Source organism: Dysgonomonas sp. Marseille-Q5470 (genome assembly GCF_951230145.1).
Taxonomy (GTDB): Bacteria; Bacteroidota; Bacteroidia; order Bacteroidales; family Dysgonomonadaceae; genus Dysgonomonas.
In genome coordinates this window covers 182,622-201,229 of the sequence record NZ_CATNVE010000005.1, presented here as the reverse complement: position 1 = coordinate 201,229, position 18,608 = coordinate 182,622, and the positions used below count along the sequence as shown (strand labels likewise).

Annotated in this window: 14 protein-coding genes and 1 other RNA gene; 6 read left to right on the top strand and 9 right to left on the bottom strand. The window is 39.8% G+C overall.

The annotated features are described in order from the left end of the window. Positions 1–176: 176 nt before the first annotated feature. Positions 177–1,547 (bottom strand): tRNA (N6-isopentenyl adenosine(37)-C2)-methylthiotransferase MiaB, encoded by a 1,371-nt coding sequence (miaB, locus tag QOX35_RS10915; protein WP_135103435.1) that lies wholly within the window; start codon positions 1,545–1,547, stop codon positions 177–179. Positions 1,548–1,768: 221 nt separating this feature from the next. Here miaB and QOX35_RS10910 point away from each other — a divergent pair, with 221 nt between their 5' ends. The 3 genes from QOX35_RS10910 (at position 1,769) to QOX35_RS10900 (ending at position 5,761) form a co-directional block, all read left to right on the top strand. Next, a complete protein-coding gene (locus QOX35_RS10910; protein WP_283686912.1) occupies positions 1,769–3,448 on the top strand; it encodes a PNGase F N-terminal domain-containing protein in 1,680 nt (559 codons plus the stop codon). A gap of 82 nt (positions 3,449–3,530) precedes the next feature. Next, positions 3,531–4,442: an ABC transporter ATP-binding protein gene (locus tag QOX35_RS10905; protein WP_135103438.1), complete on the top strand. Its 912-nt coding sequence runs from the start codon at positions 3,531–3,533 to the stop codon at positions 4,440–4,442. Next, positions 4,439–5,761, top strand: coding sequence for an ABC transporter permease (locus QOX35_RS10900; RefSeq protein ID WP_283686911.1), 1,323 nt, complete (start codon positions 4,439–4,441; stop codon positions 5,759–5,761). Before QOX35_RS10905 ends, QOX35_RS10900 begins: the two co-directional genes overlap by 4 nt. A 148-nt stretch (positions 5,762–5,909) precedes the next feature. Here QOX35_RS10900 and rnpB read toward each other — a convergent pair. From rnpB to QOX35_RS10870, 6 genes are all read right to left on the bottom strand, one after another. Beyond that, an RNA gene (gene rnpB, locus QOX35_RS10895) (RNase P RNA component class A) lies at positions 5,910–6,268 on the bottom strand. A 59-nt stretch (positions 6,269–6,327) separates the two neighbouring features. Continuing rightward, positions 6,328–7,644, bottom strand: a complete 1,317-nt coding sequence (locus tag QOX35_RS10890; RefSeq protein ID WP_283686910.1) for an NAD(P)/FAD-dependent oxidoreductase — start codon at positions 7,642–7,644, stop codon at positions 6,328–6,330. Positions 7,645–7,741: 97 nt separating this feature from the next. Next, a complete protein-coding gene (locus QOX35_RS10885) occupies positions 7,742–8,434 on the bottom strand; it encodes a DedA family protein (RefSeq protein WP_135103443.1) in 693 nt (230 codons plus the stop codon). Positions 8,435–8,513: 79 nt separating this feature from the next. Beyond that, the gene (locus QOX35_RS10880) at positions 8,514–9,056 is read right to left on the bottom strand and encodes a DJ-1 family glyoxalase III (RefSeq protein ID WP_135103444.1); all 543 of its coding nucleotides are present in this window, start codon (positions 9,054–9,056) and stop codon (positions 8,514–8,516) included. 6 nt (positions 9,057–9,062) lie between these two features. Continuing rightward, the gene (locus QOX35_RS10875) at positions 9,063–9,926 is read right to left on the bottom strand and encodes an energy transducer TonB family protein (RefSeq protein ID WP_135103446.1); all 864 of its coding nucleotides are present in this window, start codon (positions 9,924–9,926) and stop codon (positions 9,063–9,065) included. 3 nt (positions 9,927–9,929) lie between these two features. Then, complete coding sequence (locus QOX35_RS10870) at positions 9,930–10,661, bottom strand: pyridoxine 5'-phosphate synthase (RefSeq protein WP_135103447.1); 732 nt, start codon at positions 10,659–10,661, stop codon at positions 9,930–9,932. 203 nt (positions 10,662–10,864) lie between these two features. On the opposite strand from QOX35_RS10870, the gene QOX35_RS10865 reads away from it, so the two are divergent. Then, positions 10,865–11,734, top strand: a complete 870-nt coding sequence (locus tag QOX35_RS10865) for an NAD kinase (RefSeq protein WP_283686909.1) — start codon at positions 10,865–10,867, stop codon at positions 11,732–11,734. Positions 11,735–11,749: 15 nt separating this feature from the next. Here QOX35_RS10865 and lpdA read toward each other — a convergent pair whose 3' ends face one another. Next, a complete protein-coding gene (gene lpdA / locus QOX35_RS10860; RefSeq protein ID WP_283686908.1) occupies positions 11,750–13,105 on the bottom strand; it encodes a dihydrolipoyl dehydrogenase in 1,356 nt (451 codons plus the stop codon). Positions 13,106–13,762: 657 nt separating this feature from the next. On the opposite strand from lpdA, the gene QOX35_RS10855 reads away from it, so the two are divergent. Next, entirely contained in the window at positions 13,763–16,162 is a 2,400-nt protein-coding gene (locus QOX35_RS10855) for a TonB-dependent receptor (protein WP_283686907.1), read from the top strand. Between the two features lie 92 nt (positions 16,163–16,254). After that, positions 16,255–17,421 (top strand): PepSY-associated TM helix domain-containing protein, encoded by a 1,167-nt coding sequence (locus tag QOX35_RS10850; RefSeq protein WP_283686906.1) that lies wholly within the window; start codon positions 16,255–16,257, stop codon positions 17,419–17,421. On the opposite strand, the gene QOX35_RS10845 is transcribed toward QOX35_RS10850, so the two are convergent. Further along, on the bottom strand, positions 17,372–18,595 hold the full coding sequence (locus QOX35_RS10845) for a C45 family peptidase (RefSeq protein ID WP_283686905.1): 1,224 nt from the start codon (positions 18,593–18,595) through the stop codon (positions 17,372–17,374). The genes QOX35_RS10850 and QOX35_RS10845 overlap by 50 nt on opposite strands. Between the last annotated feature and the right edge of the window lie 13 nt (positions 18,596–18,608).

The window sequence follows — 18,608 nt, the reverse complement described above, 5'->3', positions numbered from 1 at the left end:
TGAGAGTATAAATAAATTTCATCAACTCAACACTTTATTATAAATTGGATTGATCACTAAATAATACGGGCTAAACCGCTAATAATCTTCTTGCTTTCCCTAAAAGGACAGCTAATATAGCTATTTTTTGAAATATCGAAAATATTTTTCAGTAAAAATAACTATTAGCCCGATTCTTATATCGCTTCGCCGAATAGTGTAGCCGAAGTATTCCCTGTTACTTTTACGGTAACAAAGTCTCCTATACGATGGTTTCCTTTGTCAAAAATAACAACTTTGTTTTGGGATGTTCGTCCAAAAAGCTGTTCCCTCGACCGTTTAGAGAATCCTTCAACAAGTACTTCAAATACTTTGCCTACATCTCGCTTGTTGCTTTCAAGAGAGCATTCGTTTTGCAAATCTATAATTTCCTGTAAACGTTTTATTTTAACATCTTCAGGTATATCATCTTCTAATTTTTTTGAAGCGTATGTTCCCGGACGTTCCGAATACTTGAACATAAACGCCGAGTCGAAACATACTTCACGCATCAGCGATAGTGTCTCTTGCTGATCTTCTTCCGTCTCGGAGTGAAACCCGCACATGATATCAGTAGATATGCCGCATCCCGGTATGATGCGTTTAATCGCTTCGATACGGTTCAGATACCACTCTCTATCATATTTTCTCTTCATCACGTTTAGCATCTTGCTACTGCCCGATTGCACAGGTAGATGGATAAACTTACACAGGTTATCGTATTTTGCGATTACCTCCAGTGTTTCATCGGTCATATCTGTTGGATAAGAAGTCGTAAATCGGATACGCATTTTGGGTGCAGCTTTCGCTGTCATTTCCAATAGTGCGGGGAAATCTACAATGCTGCCGTCTTCGTTTGTGAAACGATACGAATTGACATTCTGTCCCAACAATGTGGCTTCCTTAAATCCTTTGTCTCGCAGATTCTCCAATTCGTTAAGGATACTCTGTGGCGAACGGCTTCGTTCACGACCTCTTGTATAAGGCACTATACAATACGAACATACCTTGTCGCATCCACGCATGATGGATATAAAGCCCGAAATGTGGTTTCCTCCAATACGTAGAGGGATCACATCTTTATACGTTTCGGTTTTGGATAGTTGAACATTGATTGCTTTGTTGCCATTTTCGGCAGCTCCTACCAGGTTAGGCAGGTCGAGGTAGGCATCGGGGCCTACTACAACATCTACATGATGCTTGTCGTGTAGCTCTTCTTTCACTCGTTCGGCCATACAACCCAGAACACCAATAATCATATTTGGCTTCTTCTTTCTCTTGAGGGCGTTGAAGTAGTCGAGACGTTGAATAACTCTTTGCTCGGCGTTGTCACGTATCGAGCATGTATTTACAAAAACAGCATCAGCTTCTTCCAGCTTATCTGTCATGATATAACCATCCATTTGCATTACGGATGCAACAACCTCGCTGTCTGCTACATTCATTTGACAGCCGTAGGTTTCGATGAACAGTTTCTTGTCTTCGGTTGAAATCGTGGATTTAAAGTCCAGTCCTTTCTCGTTGTTCATAGAAATATATTTTAGTATGTAATTAAGCTTCGATGATTTAGTTTCAAAGCATCTTTGGCTGGCAAAAATACGAAGAAAAATGGAATTGTTTATTTGTTTTGTGCTTTTTAAGGGAATGTCTAAAGAATGGTCGTTAAATATTTGAATGTTTTTTAATCAATCCATGATTATCTTTATCTTTGTCCGTTGACCTAAAAACTCTTTTATCTAAAATATATTTTATGAAAAGGAACCTATTTTTATTCCAATTATTACTTCTCGCATTTGTAATGAATGCTCAACCTAAGAAAGATTTTAAAACAGTACGTATCACCTACCAGACAAGTATGAATGGTAAAGCCTACGAAGGATCAAATACCATCGTAGAGATATGCGGAACTGATGTGCAAATAAGTCGTAAATATGCCGAAGTGCAAGAGGGTACTCCGGTACAATACACCTATCTTGATTATGCAACAAATGAAGAAACGAAAACCGCAAAGTTGGCAAATGGAAATGAGTTTTATACAACCCGATCATTTATATTAAATGATAAACTCGAATTTTTGCCCGAAACAGAAACTATTGCCGGCTACCTCTGCAAAAAAGCAAAGACTGTTATTAATTCTAATACGATAGAAATATGGTATACAACTCAATTAGGAGTCAAAGGATCTATGCAATCCGGTGTTGGTTTGCCCGATGGAGTTGTGCTCAAGGTGGTAAGAAACGGACAATACGAAGAAAAAGCAACAAAGATTGATTTGCTAAAAGAGATTGTGAATGTAAAACCTGTACTTAAAGGGGATAAATTAACAGCTCCTGCCTATAATTACCGTATACAGCAAAGCCAGGTTATTGTAGCCGACGTGTTTAGTAATCAGAGTATATACTTTAGGGATATTCCTAAGCCGGAGCAGTTGAACGATACAGAAATAATGCAATTTGCCAATGGTTCTATCGTTCTGAAAAAAGTAAAACTTCCTGCCGATAATAGTAGCTATTCTATTTTTGCTGAGCTAGCTCAACACTCTGAAGGGGATGCTTATGACCGTACGGGTAGCGTCTTTATCGTGCCTACCGATAAGAAGCAATCATTTATGGATGGATTGCTAAAAGGAAGAGAGGCATTACCTCAGTATACTGATAAACATGGAAAATCGTATGAGGGAATGGTTGCTACAGAAGATTATTTGCCGCCTCTCGAGTTGATGCGTTTTTATACTTCATTCGGAGTAAAAGGATATAACCATATTGAGGTAGCTGAATATAACTGGCCGGACTCTGTGGTGTTTAAACAAGAAATTACAGACTATGCCAAGTATCTGAGAAATGAAGTGTGGGTAGGTGCATGGATCGGAAACTATGCGAAAAACGGACACAATGTTTCTTTGAAGATTAAGTATTATCCCAATGATAAGCGGGCAGAGAAAGAAGTATATCCTCTGTTTACAACTACAAATATTATGGAGATGGCAGGACAGGCTTATCCTGACGGATTGTTCCGCAACGATTCTCTGACTGTGAACTTCAAAACAGATGTAGACCTCAAAGATGCTTATATCCGCTATATATCTACAGGCCATGGTGGCTGGGGTGGAGGAGACGAATTTAATCCGAAGCTTAACGAGATATTTATGGATGGCTCTCGCCTGATCGCTTATACCCCTTGGCGCGAAGATTGCAGTAGCTATAGAGAGTTGAACCCGGCTTCGGGTAATTTCGCAAATGGCTTATCGTCATCCGACCTGAGTCGTTCGGGTTGGTGTCCGGGTACAGTGAGTTATCCTGTGTTTATACACATTGGGGATGTAAAGGCAGGTGAACACCAATTGAAGGTTTCTATACCTGTGGGAGATCCCGAAGGTAGTGCTCTTAGTTATTGGTGTATCTCTGGAGTATTAGTGGGCGATAAGAAATAAGACTATAATATTTTCGGAGCTCTGTGACTTTTATGCTTTTGGTGCGACTAATATAAAAAGAATATAAACCATACTATAGAATATGTATTATCTCGAAGCCCACGATGTGGTGAAACAATATGGTAGTCATAGAGCTCTCGATGGCGTAAGCGTGCAAGTGCCAAAAGGTTGCATCTATGGATTGCTGGGGCCTAATGGTGCAGGCAAATCTTCCCTAATCCGCATAATAAACAGAATAACTGCTCCCGATGAAGGACAAGTCTTTATAAATGGAAGAGTATCGGTAGCCGATGATGTTTTCAATATCGGTTATCTCCCCGAAGAAAGAGGCTTGTACAAGAAAATGAAAGTTGGAGAGCATATTATTTTTCTGGCACAATTGAGAGGCCTCTCGAAAGAAGACGCAGTACAAAAAACTCAATATTGGCTAAAGAAGTTTGATATCCTATCCTGGCAAGGAAAGAAAGTGGAGGAGCTGTCGAAAGGTATGCAGCAAAAGATACAATTTATTGCTACCGTCATACATGAGCCCGATTTGTATATTCTTGATGAACCTTTCAGCGGATTTGATCCTGTGAATACAGAATTGTTAAAGAAAGAGCTGTTAGATCTGAAAGCAAAAGGCAAAACAATAATTCTTTCGACTCATAATATGGAATCGGTAGAGGAATTGTGTGACGAAATATCTCTGATAAATAAATCTAGGGTTGTATTGAATGGGAATGTGAAAGAAATACGCGCAAGATACAGAAAGCATATTTTCAAACTTCAGGTTGTGGGTGAAACTTTCGATCTGGAATCTTCTCACTTTTCGATATTATCGCAATCAACGGACAGTAATATTACGGAATTACTTATTCAGCGTAATGATGAGGCTTCCAACTCAGAGTTGATACAAGAGATAGCCAAACGCTATGAAGTGGTGACTTTTGAAGAAGTATTGCCTTCGATGAATGATATTTTTATACAAATCGTATCAGAGACAAAACAATGAGAGGATTAAAGCTAATTATACATAGGGAATTTACCTCGAGGGTAAAAACCAAAGCGTTTATCTTGACAACGTTGCTAACCCCATTCTTATTCTTGGGAGTGTCTACTATTCCTGCATTGCTTATGATGTTGAGTAGTAATGATGATATAAACAAAGTGTATGTAATCGATCATACAGGTTCTTACTTTGGTTTGTTTCAGTCATCTAAGAACTATGAGTTTGTGAAATTATCGGATAGCGATAGTAAGCCGAGCGATAAGCGGACAGCCATATTAGAGATATCGGAAGATCTGAGTGTAAATCCGAATGCAGCAACTTTCTATTCCGAAAAGCAACAGCCTCCTCGTGAGTTGACTGTTTATATCAACAACATACTTACGGATGCTGTTAGAAATAAAAAGATAGATGATTTTACCCAAAGGAGTAATATCGAACCACAACTTGTTACAGATCTGCAACAAATATTGAAATCGAAAGATCATATTAATGTTTCCACTATCCGTCTCGACGAAGCCGGACAGAAGACCGAGACACTTGGTCAGGCGGCATCTTTTGTAGGGATGGGACTTACATTGTGTATGTTCTTCTTTATCATGATGTATGGGCAAATGGTGGTGCAAAGTGTTGTGGAAGAGAAAACAAACCGTATCATTGAGGTGATTATTTCATCCGTTAGACCTTTAGATCTGATGATGGGTAAAATAGTCGGAGTTGGATTAGTTGGTTTGCTACAATTGGTTATCTGGCTTGTTATAGGAGGCGGCGCACTTGTTGCTATGCAAATATTCCTCGGGACAAGTGTAGATACCACTGCTACAATGGAGGCTCAACAGGCAATAAGTGCAATGACACAGAATAACTCGGAGATTACTTCTGCTGTTAATGGTATATTGGGCGTCAACTGGCTGCAGGTCGGGATCTGCCTTATATTATATTTTGTGGGAGGGTATCTTCTTTTCTCCTCTTTGTATGCCATGTTTGGGTCTGCTGCTAACGATTCGCAAGAGGCTCAGCAGTTGATGATGCCATTGACTATTATATTATTATTAGCCTTTTATACAGGTATTGCAGCATCTCAGAATCCTGAAGGCGCAATGGCCTTTTGGTGTTCGATCATACCATTTACCGCACCTGTCGTGATGATGGTACGTGCTCCGTTCGAAATATCTATATGGGAGTTGGTCTTGTCGGTTGTTGTGCTGTATGTAACTGCCATATTAATGGTTAAGTTGGCTGCAAAGGTCTATCGTGTCGGTATTCTGATGTATGGTAAGAAAGTAACTTTCGCCGAAATGTTTAAATGGTTGAGATATAAGTAATTTAAGATAAGTTTAGAGAAGCAATCCTGTCATATTTATTTTGGCAGGATTGTTTTTTATTATTGCTAATACTTTCCTTAGACTGTTTTTCTCAAGATATAACAAAGCAAAAGCCGGACAAGAATCGCCCTTTACTTAGAATAAATAAAAATACAGTAAGTCTATAAGCCGGGTTCTGTACTCTTCAAGAAGAGTGCTTGCCATTTATCTACGCCTGATGTCACCAACAGGCTCTAGCGACCTACCCCCCGGCATCGGACGAGCAGCCCTACATGCGCCGGTATACATGGTCTTACAACTCGCAAGTGGTACGGCTCTGTATATTGCTATACAGACCGGTGAGCTCTTACCTCACCTTTTCACCCTTACCCCTGATAGGGGCGGTTGTTCTCTGTTACCTTAACTCTGCCCTCACGAACAGCTTCCCATTAAGAAATACGATGCTCTGTGTTGCCCGGACTTTCCTCTTTCTGCCTTGCGGCAGCCAGCGGCAAACCGACCTACTGCAATTTGATGCAAAGATAGTTCATTTTCTTGGAATATATCTTACTGCTGTAAGTTTGGATTTATTCGTTACTTTGTTTAGTTCTCTTATCCTTATACATTTCATTGAACTTAGGACGAATTAGTAGCCGTAGCGAAACATCATAATTCAGATAACTCCATACCCAGTCGATGAATACAGAAACCTTATTTCTCATACCCACAATAGAAAGGATATGTACCAGCAACCACAACCACCACGCAACCCAGCCTCCAAAGCGGAGTTTCCCTAGGTCGGCAACAGCCGCATTACGTCCAATGGTAGCCAATGAGCCTTTGTCAACATATACAAACTTATCCCAATTGCCCGATTCTCCCTTGTTGATATTTTTTGCTAGTTGCTTTGCCATCTGTAGGGCTACTTGGGCTACCTGAGGATGACCGACCGGATAACTTTCGGATGTTTGTAAAGAGGTATCGCCAATTGAGAAAATATCTTTATAGCCATTTACCTGATTGTATTCGTTTACAACCAAACGTCCTCGGTTGTATGCCGTTTCGTTAAGGCCTGCTAAGCTATTTGGCTTAACGCCTGCCACCCAAAATACATTACGTGAACGTATTTGAGTGCCGTCAGCAATATTCACATAAGGGCTTTCTACCGATTTTACCGATTTCTCCTGATAAACGATAACACCTCTGTCTAGTAATGTTTTTAATGCTGTTTCGGATGCTTGTTCCGACATGCCTGCCAGTAAGCGAGAGCCTGCATTTACCAAGTGGATTTCCATTTTAGTAAAGTCTATCTCCGGATAGTCTCTTGGCAAAACAGTTCTTCTCATGTCGGCCAATGCTCCGGCTAATTCAACTCCTGTTGCACCTCCTCCGACGATAACAAATGTCAACAGTTCTTTTCGTTTTTCTTCGTCTGTTGTGATCAAAGATTCCTCGAAGCTTAGTAATATCCTGTTTCTCATCAAGAGTGATTCGGATACAGATTTTAGAGAGAATGTGTTTTCTATTAGATCTGTATTCCCGAAATAATTTGTATCACATCCTGTGGCGATAACTAAAAGATCATATGTAATGATGCCGATATTTGTTTCAATCTTCTTATCAGATGTATTCAGACTTAAAGCCTCACACATTCTGAAATGAAAGTCTTTATTTTTCTGAAAGTTCTTTCTATATGGATAAGATATCGAACTCGGTTCTAATCCTCCGATAGCTACCTGATAGAATAGAGGTTGAAACTGATAGTAATTGTTCTTGTCTATCAGTACTACCTGATATTGATTCTTATCCGCTCTTTTTGCAAGTTCGAGTCCGGCAAAGCCTCCTCCGATGATAACCAATCGTTTCTTCTTTCCGGAGTCGGGTAAGTTTGCTTTTATAATCATATTATAGATATATTTAAATTAAAAAACCATCTTACTGATAAGAGTTGATCAGTAAGGTGGTTTTATTTATATATAAAGATAAATTTAATTATCTTTCTTAATTTCCTATTTTGGCTTTAGCTTTCGCTTCCTTTTTTGATTCCCACTTAGCCTTAGCTACTTCGTAAACACCCGGAAGAATAGATACGACAACAATAATAATGACTACCTTGTCGAGATTTTTTTCTACCCATTCGTTACTTCCTATAATAGCACCTAAAGCACAAAAGATAACCACCCATGCTATACCTCCTATAACATTGTAGGAGAAGAAATGTTTATAGCTCATTTTGCCCATACCTGCAACAAAAGGAGCGAAGGTGCGAACAATAGGCACAAAGCGGGCAAGGATGATGGTTTTACCTCCATGTTTTTCGTAAAACTTGTTTGTTTTTTCGAGATATTCTTGCTTGAATATCTTCGACTTGGGATTGCTGAAGAGCTTTTCTCCAAAGAGACGGCCTATCGAATAATTTACTGCATCTCCTATAACAGCTGCTACAATCAGTATACCGACAAGGTAATAGATATGTAGTGGATTGTCGGGGCGTACAGCGATAGCTCCCGCTAAAAATAATAAAGAGTCACCCGGTAAAAATGGTGTTACAACCAAACCTGTTTCGCAGAAAATGATCAAAAACAAAATGGCATATACCCATAAGCCATATTCAGTTACCAGCATGTCTAATGTTCCGCCTGTATCTCTTAACAGGTTAAGAAAGAAGTTCCAAACTTCGTGTAAGAATTCCATTTTAATGTTGTGTTACTTAATTTTTATGGTAATACGAGAAATGATGAGATTCGCACCTCATCATTTCCCATTAAATTTTTCACTGAACCAACAAGCCGGCTGCGACTTCATCTCTCTTTGTCTTCCCTGCCAATTGTTCAACAAGGCTTAGTGCAAAATCGATAGTCAGTCCGGGACCTCTTCCGGTAGTTATATTTCCATCTATTACAACAGCTTTTTCTGTTTGCAATGTAGCTCCTTTCAGGTATTGTTCATATCCGGGATAGGCTGTTGCGCTCTTCCCTTCCAAAAGACCTAAGCCTCCTAAGACCATCGGTGAAGCGCATATTGCAGCAACCTTTTCACCTTTGTTGGCAAAAGCGAGTAGTTCTTTTTTCAAGCCCTCGTGTTCGTTGAATTTTGTTGTACCTCCGGGCAAAACAAGCATTTCTGCTTTAGAGAAGTCAACCTCGTCGAACATCAGGTCGGCTATTACAGGTATTTGATGACTGGCAACCACTTGTTTGCTATCAGTCAACGAAACTGTTTTCACATCCAAACCTCCACGGCGAAGAACATCGACTGTTCCAAGAGCTTCGATCTCTTCAAATCCTGTGGTCAGAAATAAAAATATAGTTTTCATATCCATTTAATTTAAATTAAACTTATATGTGATTGTTCCTTTTTGATTGGTGACAGATGACACCGTATTGAACTTTGTTCTTTTTGCTGCTCTTAGAGCTTCGTTCCGTAGATTTGTGTTTGGTGTATTTGTGCCTTTTCCGATAGTGGCTTCTACTACATCACCTTTAGCATTTACCAATATATCGACAACAACAGTACCGTAATCGTCTACCGAATAGTTCGGTTTGATTAGTCCGCCACTACCAAGGCTGCGCCCTCCAAGATCGAATGATCCCCAGCCGCCAACTCCTGACGTTTTACCATAACTGGCATTTCCTGTTGGTACACCTTGTGTGCCTGTTCCTTCAGTATTACCTCTGCTACCGCTGCCTGTTCCATTGCCAAACAGTCCCGCCATTTGGTTGTTGATCTGTCCTTTCTTAGCCGCTTCTTGTTGTGCTACACGGTCAGCTTCAGCTTTCTTCCGTCTTTCGTCTGCTTCTTGCTGTTTCTTTTCTTCCGCTTTTTTCTTAGCTTCTTTTATAGCTACTGTTTCTTCCAGATTTTGAGTAACGGGAGCTTCCTTTGTGTTCGAGACTGCCGGTTTTGTTTTGGTTGCAGTATTTTCTACCATCGGGATAGGATCTTCAACCACATTTGGTGAAGTGGCTTCTTCAGCACCAACGTCTCCATTGCCTCTACCAAAGGGCTCATCGTCTCCAAATGCATCGGGTACGTTGCCAAACATAACAGGAACTCCTCCCAAATCTTCGGCAGTCCTTGCCATTGGTGTCAAATCGAGGGTATAAAAAATAAGAGCTAAGATAATTAGCAAGTGAAATCCGATTGTTGCACCTAGACCTATTATTTTATCCTTCTGAGCTTCCATTTTTTAGTCTACTTCAGTTTTTGGTTTCAGGCAATCCTTGTATGCCTTTATTGTATTTTCAAGACCCAAATACAATGCGTCGCTGATAAGGGCATGCCCAATAGAGACTTCATCTATTGTGGGTATATTTTCATATAGATAATTCAAATTTTCGAGACTGAGGTCATGACCTGCATTTAATCCTAGTCCAAGTTTCTTCGCTAATTTAGACGCAGCTACAAAAGGCTCTATGGCAGCCTCTTTGTTTTTGACATAATTGGAGGCATAAGGCTCTGTATATAGCTCAATCCTGTCTGTTCCCGTTTTTGCTGCTGCTTCTATTATTTCGAGTTCTGTGCCAACAAAGATAGATGTGCGTACACCTACAGCCCTGAATGTATCAACCAAATCGGATAGGAATTGTTGATGTTCAACAGTGTTCCAACCTGCATTGGATGTAATCGCATCGGGCTTGTCCGGAACAAGTGTTACTTGTGTGGGACGTATCGTTGTAACAAGGTCTATAAACTTTTGTGAAGGATAACCTTCGATATTAAATTCAGTTCTGATCTTCGCCTTTAAGTCATACACGTCTTTGAATCGAATATGTCTTTCGTCGGGACGGGGATGAACTGTTATACCTTCTGCACCAAATTTTTCGCAATCGAGAGCAACTTGTACAACATCTGGAACATTACCTCCTCGAGCATTGCGTAGTGTTGCAATCTTATTAATATTTACACTTAACTTTGTCATGTCAAACCATTAAAAACCGCCGTTCTTCACAAATTGCCAGAGATAGATGTTAATAGATAAAACTTTTTTAGCACCTTTGTGGAACGATATCAAACTACAAATGTAATATGATTTGATGAGAATGCGCGTATCAGTTCCGTTTTATTAACAGCTTAGAAAATCATTTGTTTGTATATAAATAGGTTCCGTTAAAAGTAAATGCGATGAAAATAGCCATATTCGGTAGCAAACATCAGAAGAAAGAACAGGTTGAAAAGTTATTTGGAATCTTAAACGATAACAACGTAGAAATCTATCTTCAGGAGAAATTCTATTACTACCTAAGAGATTGTCATCACTTGCAATATAATGTCGCAGGTATTATAAAGAACGATGAGTTCGATGTTGACCTCGTGGTAACAATCGGAGGAGACGGAACATTCCTGCGTACGGCATCGGTAATAGGCAAAAAGAATATTCCGATACTCGGTATAAATGCCGGACGATTAGGCTTTCTGGCAGATGTAGGCGAAGAAGATCTGGAAGCTACCTTCGAAGATGTATTTTCGGGTAACTACCGTATCGAACATCGTAGCCAACTGCATCTGACTACCGAACATAAAATATATCATGGCTTCAACTATGCTCTCAACGAAGTGGCTATTATGAAGCAAGATACGGCTTCGATGATCACCGTGCATGCATATATCAACGACGAATACCTGACTTCGTATGAAGCTGACGGACTCGTTATGGCTACACCTACAGGATCTACGGCATACTCACTCAGTGTGGGAGGGCCGATAATAGCACCCGATGCTCACAACTTCGTTATTGCTGCCATAGCCCCTCATAGCTTGGGAGACAGACCTTTGGTTATAACAGATGATAGTATCATCACCTTTGATGTAGAAAGCCGTAACAATAGTTTTCTCATCTCATTGGACGGAAGGTCTAATGTATTTCAGGCAGGGACGAAGCTGACTGTAAAGAAGGCAGACTTTACCCTTCAGGTATTAAAACGGAAAGATAATACCTTCTACAAAACGTTGAGAAGTAAGCTGATGTGGGGCGTTGATCCCCGCCAGAGCTAAGACCTTCCCGTAAGACTATAAGAACAGCGATTCATGTATAATCTCTCCTACTGTAGGATGAGGGAATACAATTTTCTGAAATTCTTCTACAGTAAATCCTTTTTCGATGGCAATGCCCGCTATAACCACCAGTTCCGAGGCGGGATTACCTAACATGTGGCAACCTATGATTTTTGAATCTTCGTCGATGATCAGTTTACAAACACCATTTCCAAGTTCATTTTCAGCCACAAAACGTCCCGAATATGCCATTGGGAGTTTGTGAGCAGTGTATTTTATACCTTTAGCCGTAAGCTCTTCTTCTGTTTGTCCTACTCCTGCAATCTCAGGGTTGGTGTATACCACTCCCGGTATTGCCTTGTAGCTCATGCTGTCGGTCTTACCTAGAATATGATTGATGGCTACTTCTCCTTCACGTACCGCAGTATGTGCGAGCAGTGAATATCCTGTAATATCTCCGCATGCATATACATTGGGGTGAGATGTCTGCATATTCTCATTCACCTTCACGCCGTTTCTAAACAACTCGATATTTAGCTTATCCAGATTCAGGTTTGCTGTAACAGGGCGTCGTCCTGTGCTCAGTAATATCTGAGAGGCTTCGATTGTCGATTGTTCCCCGTCTTTTTCGATAATAATCTGACCGCCTTTTATTTCAACGACCTTGGTGTTCAGGTGAAAGTCGATACCTTTCTTGGTATATTCTGCACGAAGCATGGCTGATAGTTCTTTGTCCATTGCGCCGAGTATTTCGGGTAACATTTCTATCACTGTCACTTTTACTCCCAGACTATTAAAGAATGAAGCAAATTCGACACCGATAACTCCCCCTCCGATAACGGCTAAAGATTCCGGTACGTCTTTATTGTCCAACGCCTCTTTCGATGTCCAGTACCCTGATTCGCTGAGTCCCTTGATGGGAGGAATAATTGTTTCAGAGCCTGTTGATAATAACACCTTTGCTGCGGTAATCGTTTCACCGTTGCATGATATGAGGATATTACGCTCTCCGTCTTCACCTTCGATAGTTGCTTCGCCTATGATTACTGTTACATCATGAGCAGCCATTTTCTGTTTGATGCCGGCTACCAGCTTGCGTACTGTTTTTTGTTTGCGGGCAATTATTTTAGGCAGATCGAAAGTTGGGCTTCCTTCTACGCCGACTCCATACTTTGCAGAGTTTTTTACATTATCTAGGGTCTTTGCCGAGTATAGAAGTGTTTTGGTGGGGATGCAACCTTCATTGAGGCATACGCCACCCAATGCATTCCTTTCGAATAATACAGTTTTTAATCCGTTGGCAGAAGCTCTTTCGGCTGCGGTATAACCTGCGGGCCCTCCTCCAATAATAGCAACATCGTATAAAGTCATATTCTAATTATATAGTAAAAAAAGTAACAAGGTTACAAAAATAATTGATATTCATTTTCAGTATCTTATGAGCAAAAGGTGACAAAAGTGACAGTTTTATCGCTGTCTTTATCTGTTACTTTTTATCCTCTGTGCCTACTCTGATAAAGATAAAATCTTATTGTTTTTATACAAGACGAGTTTGTCATATTATAAGATATAGCAACATGGTAAAGATAGGGAATTTAGTGATTTGTTCCTCCCAATAGAAGTTAGATTATTCGACCTGCTATTGTTTTTTGCTTTACATTACTTAAATACATTGTCTCAGATTATTTGTATGAAAGATATCTACTCTTTTAATGTTATCCTTTCCCCTGTAATTATAATTAATCTTTATATACCTGAAAGTAGGTGTTTTTTCTATTCAAAATCATTATTTATGGTGATTGTAGTTTTTTGTACTGATTTATATTTTTGTGCCGAAAAAGCACTGTTTATTTTTATATAAACGAGTAAGCAAATTAAGGAGACAAAAAATGCCGGGCTCATCCCAAAGGATAACAAAAATATCTATAATCTTTTGATAGTAGAAATAAACTTTGTTTACGTATATCTGAAACATACGTGTGTTAAGCTGATTAACATACAAAATTATTATCATAAAATTACTTACAAATGCAACAACAACGTATTTCTTTACGCCTGTTCGGTATAATGTTTTTGCTTATGGGCATTGTCATATCATTGTCTGCACAGCAAAAATCGGCTGTTATAAGTGGTCGGGTATTTACTTCTGATGGAAAACCAGCTTCTAACGTTAGTATAACGATAGAAGAATTACATAGGAGCGATATGTCGAATTCTCAAGGATTCTATAAGATATCAGGCGTTCATGCCGGACGTTACACGCTCTTGTTCTCATCTGTGGGACTGCAATTGTCTAAAGTAGAAGTCGCTTTAGAGTCAGGCAAAGACCTACAGGTTCAGGATGTTTTCTTGAACGAAACGACCGAAAATCTGCAAGAGATAGAAATTATAGCAACCAAGAAGAACCCATTTGCTGAGAAAATAAGTGCATCGGTTGCTAAACTACCACTTGCCGACTTGGAAAATCCACAGGTATATAATACAATCAACAAGACGGTTATTAAAGAACAAGTCGTTACAAGCCTCAATACAGCATTGAAAAATGCAACAGGTATAACCCGTCTGTGGGAAAGTACCGGACGTGCAGGCGATGGTGCGGAATATTACACCATGCGTGGATTTTCTTTGCAACCTACCATTGTGAATGGTGTGGCTAACATCAGCAACGGAGCTTTGGATCCTGCGAATGTAGAAAATATAGAAGTGGTAAAAGGTCCTTCGGGAACACTTTACGGTGGAAACCTTATTTATTATGGTGGTCTGATCAATGTTGTTACCAAGAAACCGTACGATACTTTTGGCGGAGAGTTTGGTTACATTACAGGTAGTTATGGGCTAAATAGAGTAACTGCGGATGTAAACACACCGTTGAGTGACAAAGCCAGTATGAGAATCAATGGAGCTTACCATTATGAAAATACATTTCAGGATAATGGTTATTCAAAATCATTTTTTATAGCTCCTAGCTTTAAGTTTAAGGCTTCAGATCGCTTAACTTTCTTTATTAATACGGAATATAAATCGTTGGAGAGAACAACAGCTCCTATGATTTTCTTATACCGTTCTGCTCCTGTTACTTTCTCAAATATCGATTTGTTTGAAAAGAACTATAAAAAGTCATATACAAGTAATCGCCTTGCTGTCAATAATCCAACCTATGGTATGCAAGCTCAGGCTTTATATAAAATCAATGAAAACTGGAACTCGCAGACTATTGTGGCTGCCAGCAATACAAAATCTGACGGATATTATCAGTATTTATGGGACAATGTAAATGGTAGCGATTTTACACGCTATATTTCCAGATTAAATTCTTCTACCGATGCTATAAATGTTCAGCAAAACTTTACAGGAGATCATAAGTTTGGTAACATGCGTAACAGAGTTGTTTTCGGTGTAGATTATTTACAGAAAGAATATCAGGATAATGGTTATGCTTGGGTTGCAAACGGAGTTGTGTCGCTTGCCAATCAGACAGATACAGGCGTACTTACCGCTACAGGGGTGGATGCTCTCTTATCTGCTGATCCGGGAAGTGTATCCAATTCTACCGTTAAGATTTGGAGTGCCTATTTGTCTGATGTTGTCAACTTTACTCCTCAACTGTCGGCATTAGTAGGACTTCGTTTGGATAACTATTCAGCATCAACTTCATGGAATACTAAAGAGGTGAAAAATCAGGTGACTTTCTCTCAAAAATTAGGTCTTGTTTACCAGCCAATTTTGCAACATCTTTCTTTGTTTGCCAATTATATGAATGGTTTTCAAAATCTTGAACCTGTAACCCAGCACGATGGTTCGGGTAATACTTCTATGAAGATCTTGAAACCTGAGAAAGCGAATCAATGGGAAGTGGGTGTGAAAAGCAACCTGTATAGCGATAGAGTTTCGTTGACTGTGAGCTACTATGACATCAAAGTTTCTAACAAGACGATGGCTGATCCAGCGAATGTGTTGAATGTAATTCAAGGCGGAGTGGTAAAGAGCAGAGGGGTAGAGGTTAGCCTTATTGCCAATCCTGTTGTAGGGTTGAATATGATTGCGGGTTATAGCCACAATTACAATAAGATAACAAAGGATGCTGCCGATGGTGATTATATCGGTCTAAGATCGGAAGAGTCAGGTCCGGCAAACTTGTTTAATGCATGGGTAAGCTACAAATTGACTACAGGTTCATTGAAAGGGTGGGGAGTAGGCGCAGGTGCTAACTACGCATCAGAATATAAAACACTCAACAGACATTCTACCGGTAGTTTCACTTTACCAAGTTATACTATTTTCAATGCGTTGATTTCTTATAATGGAGATAACTATACCATCAGTTTGAAAGGGGATAATCTCGCCAATAAAAAATATTACGGAGGATGGAGTACAGTTACACCGCAGAAATTGCGTACCATATCTCTTGCATTGAATTATAGATTCTAAGAAATAATGAGGTTGTCCCAAAAGTAATATTTTAATAATGAAAATTACTTTTGGGATATCCTCTTTAAATTTTCTAATTAAAAAAAACTCTCATGACATTCAAAAAGATAGCTTATCAACTGCATCTTTACCTGGGGCTTATCTCCGGGCTTATTTTTTTTATTGTATGCCTGACGGGAGCTATTTGGGCATTAAAGCTGAATGGATGGGTAGATCAGGAGAAACTACCCGAAGTATCGCAAGGCAAACATACGACGGTTGTTTCGCCCTCATCGGTAATAGAAATTGCCAAGAAAGAATTTAAAGATAAAACGCCTGATTATATAGAGTATTCGGAAGATGCCCCAATTAAAGCAACTTTCCGTGGACAAAGTTATAATTATTCGCTACAAATGGATCCTTATACGGGCAAAGTGATATCGGTAAAAGGATCAGATGGTTCTTCGGGTTACGACTTTTGGGATTTCATTGGGATGGGACACTTTTCACTTTGGCTTCCTTACAGTATAGGACAACCCATTGTAGGCTATTCTACATTGGTTTTTGTGATTGTAATAATTACAGGACTTATTCTTTGGATTCCAAAAAGTAAAAAAGCCCTTAAATACAGTCTCTGGTTCAGATGGAAGAAGAAAACCAAAATGTATAAGAAAGTGTACGATTTGCACAATATTCTTGGCTTTTATGCCGCTTTTATACTCCTTATCATAAGCCTTACGGGTATGGTGTGGGCATTGGAATGGTGGTCGCAGGGTGTATATAAGGTTACTTCGGGTGGCAGGGTAATGCCTGAATGGAGAATGGCGCAATCTGATACATTGCATGTTGATACTCCTGCTAAAGATATTTATCTGGGAATTGATTCATTGTTTTCGGATCTGTCGCAAAAAGCTCCTACAGCTCAGGCTTTTTCGATATATCTACCCAATCTAGAAGATAAGGCTTCAGCCATTATGATAACCGTATTCCCCGACAAGAAATTGTATTATAATGTCGATAGGTACTCGTTTGACAAATATAGCTTTAAGCAGGTTGAGGTTGATCATCCGTATCAGGGCAAATATGAAAACAAAGATTTTGCGGACAAACTACGCCGTATGAATTATGATATTCATATCGGAGCCGTAGGCGGTACAGCGGGCAGATTATTGGTATTTCTTTCTACTCTATTTGGTATGAGCCTGCCGTTGACAGGATTATATCTTTACATCAGAAAGAGGAAGAAAACGAAGGAGAAAAAGAGTAATATTGCTGAATAAGATTATCTACCCACTTGCAAAACTCTTTTAGTTCAGCCGGATTATAGCCATCCTTGCGCCAATGGTTTAATAGAGAATCGGACTTGTTTAATATCTGGTTTTCTATAGGTTTTATCTTTTGCAGAATGCCGTTGCCATCAGCGGTAATGAGTGCTGCTAGATTGATATAGTCATTGTCTTCTCCCCGGTCTATGGGGAAGAGTTGTTTCTTTAGTTTCAGTGACCAATCGCATAGCTTTGCATTCCCTGTTTCATCGGCAAGCATTGTGGATGGGTACCAATTCTCTTTATTGAGCCATACGGGTACAGCCACTGTGGTAAGTGGTGAACCTAATATCGTCCACATAGTGGTGAGCGAAGCCGGTTCAGCCTTTTTCACGCCTTGCACAACGATAACCGAAGAGGTAGAGTAGCGGGGTATATAGTCTCTGAATGCTGCAAAAACAGTCTTTGAAGTGTCTTGAGGCATTATGTCATATAAGTTTGTCCCGGTCAGTCCGTGTGTGAGATGACGTGAAACATCCTGTAACAAGAAGCGGTAAGAAAGTGAGCCTGATAAAGCAGCATTGTAAAATAACGGTTCCGCAGCCTGATAGCGGCTCAAACCCTTATCTCTGGCTCTATCTCCCGAAAAAGAATAATTGGTGCGTATAATATATCCCATAGGAGCTATGGAAGGATCATTTGCATCGTATTTCTTGAAGGTATAATCGCCTGTTTCGTAATAGGCAGCTCCTCCTTGTGCGTCGATCACCCCGAAGTTTGCATTTACATAAAGAGGCTTCGGTAATGTTTCCAGCATTTTTTCGAAATCGGCGAGCGTTGCACATTGTTGCAGAGCCATTTTTATGACAATCCCTTCACGTTCCTCAGGTCCTACTTCCTTCTCATTCAGATTGTACGATGCTGAATTCATTATGGCAAAGCCTGTAGAGTTGTAGCCTCCCCATACTTCTTTGCCTGTCTTATCTGTACTGTTTACAATACCAATGTACTGATACTTACCATCGCTAAAAGCCATTAGTTTATTCTGTAAGGCACTTGTATCCCTATGTTTGTAGAGCAAGGGGCGTCCGTCGATAGTTCCTTTACCTGATATAATAGCAGTGGTACATGCTATGGCGTGACCTGAAAGGACGAATAGCAAAAGATAAATAAAATATAGGCGTTTCATAGTGACTGATTTT

Excerpts from the sequence above, each read along its gene's own strand:
- miaB (WP_135103435.1), bottom strand. The coding sequence starts at position 1,547 with ATGAACAACGAGAAAGGACTGGACTTTAAATCCACGATTTCAACCGAA.
- QOX35_RS10910 (WP_283686912.1), top strand. The coding sequence starts at position 1,769 with ATGAAAAGGAACCTATTTTTATTCCAATTATTACTTCTCGCATTTGTA.
- QOX35_RS10905 (WP_135103438.1), top strand. The coding sequence starts at position 3,531 with ATGTATTATCTCGAAGCCCACGATGTGGTGAAACAATATGGTAGTCAT.
- QOX35_RS10900 (WP_283686911.1), top strand. The coding sequence starts at position 4,439 with ATGAGAGGATTAAAGCTAATTATACATAGGGAATTTACCTCGAGGGTA.
- QOX35_RS10890 (WP_283686910.1), bottom strand. The coding sequence starts at position 7,644 with ATGATTATAAAAGCAAACTTACCCGACTCCGGAAAGAAGAAACGATTG.
- QOX35_RS10885 (WP_135103443.1), bottom strand. The coding sequence starts at position 8,434 with ATGGAATTCTTACACGAAGTTTGGAACTTCTTTCTTAACCTGTTAAGA.
- QOX35_RS10880 (WP_135103444.1), bottom strand. The coding sequence starts at position 9,056 with ATGAAAACTATATTTTTATTTCTGACCACAGGATTTGAAGAGATCGAA.
- QOX35_RS10875 (WP_135103446.1), bottom strand. The coding sequence starts at position 9,926 with ATGGAAGCTCAGAAGGATAAAATAATAGGTCTAGGTGCAACAATCGGA.
- QOX35_RS10870 (WP_135103447.1), bottom strand. The coding sequence starts at position 10,661 with ATGACAAAGTTAAGTGTAAATATTAATAAGATTGCAACACTACGCAAT.
- QOX35_RS10865 (WP_283686909.1), top strand. The coding sequence starts at position 10,865 with ATGAAAATAGCCATATTCGGTAGCAAACATCAGAAGAAAGAACAGGTT.
- lpdA (WP_283686908.1), bottom strand. The coding sequence starts at position 13,105 with ATGACTTTATACGATGTTGCTATTATTGGAGGAGGGCCCGCAGGTTAT.
- QOX35_RS10855 (WP_283686907.1), top strand. The coding sequence starts at position 13,763 with ATGCAACAACAACGTATTTCTTTACGCCTGTTCGGTATAATGTTTTTG.
- QOX35_RS10850 (WP_283686906.1), top strand. The coding sequence starts at position 16,255 with ATGACATTCAAAAAGATAGCTTATCAACTGCATCTTTACCTGGGGCTT.
- QOX35_RS10845 (WP_283686905.1), bottom strand. The coding sequence starts at position 18,595 with ATGAAACGCCTATATTTTATTTATCTTTTGCTATTCGTCCTTTCAGGT.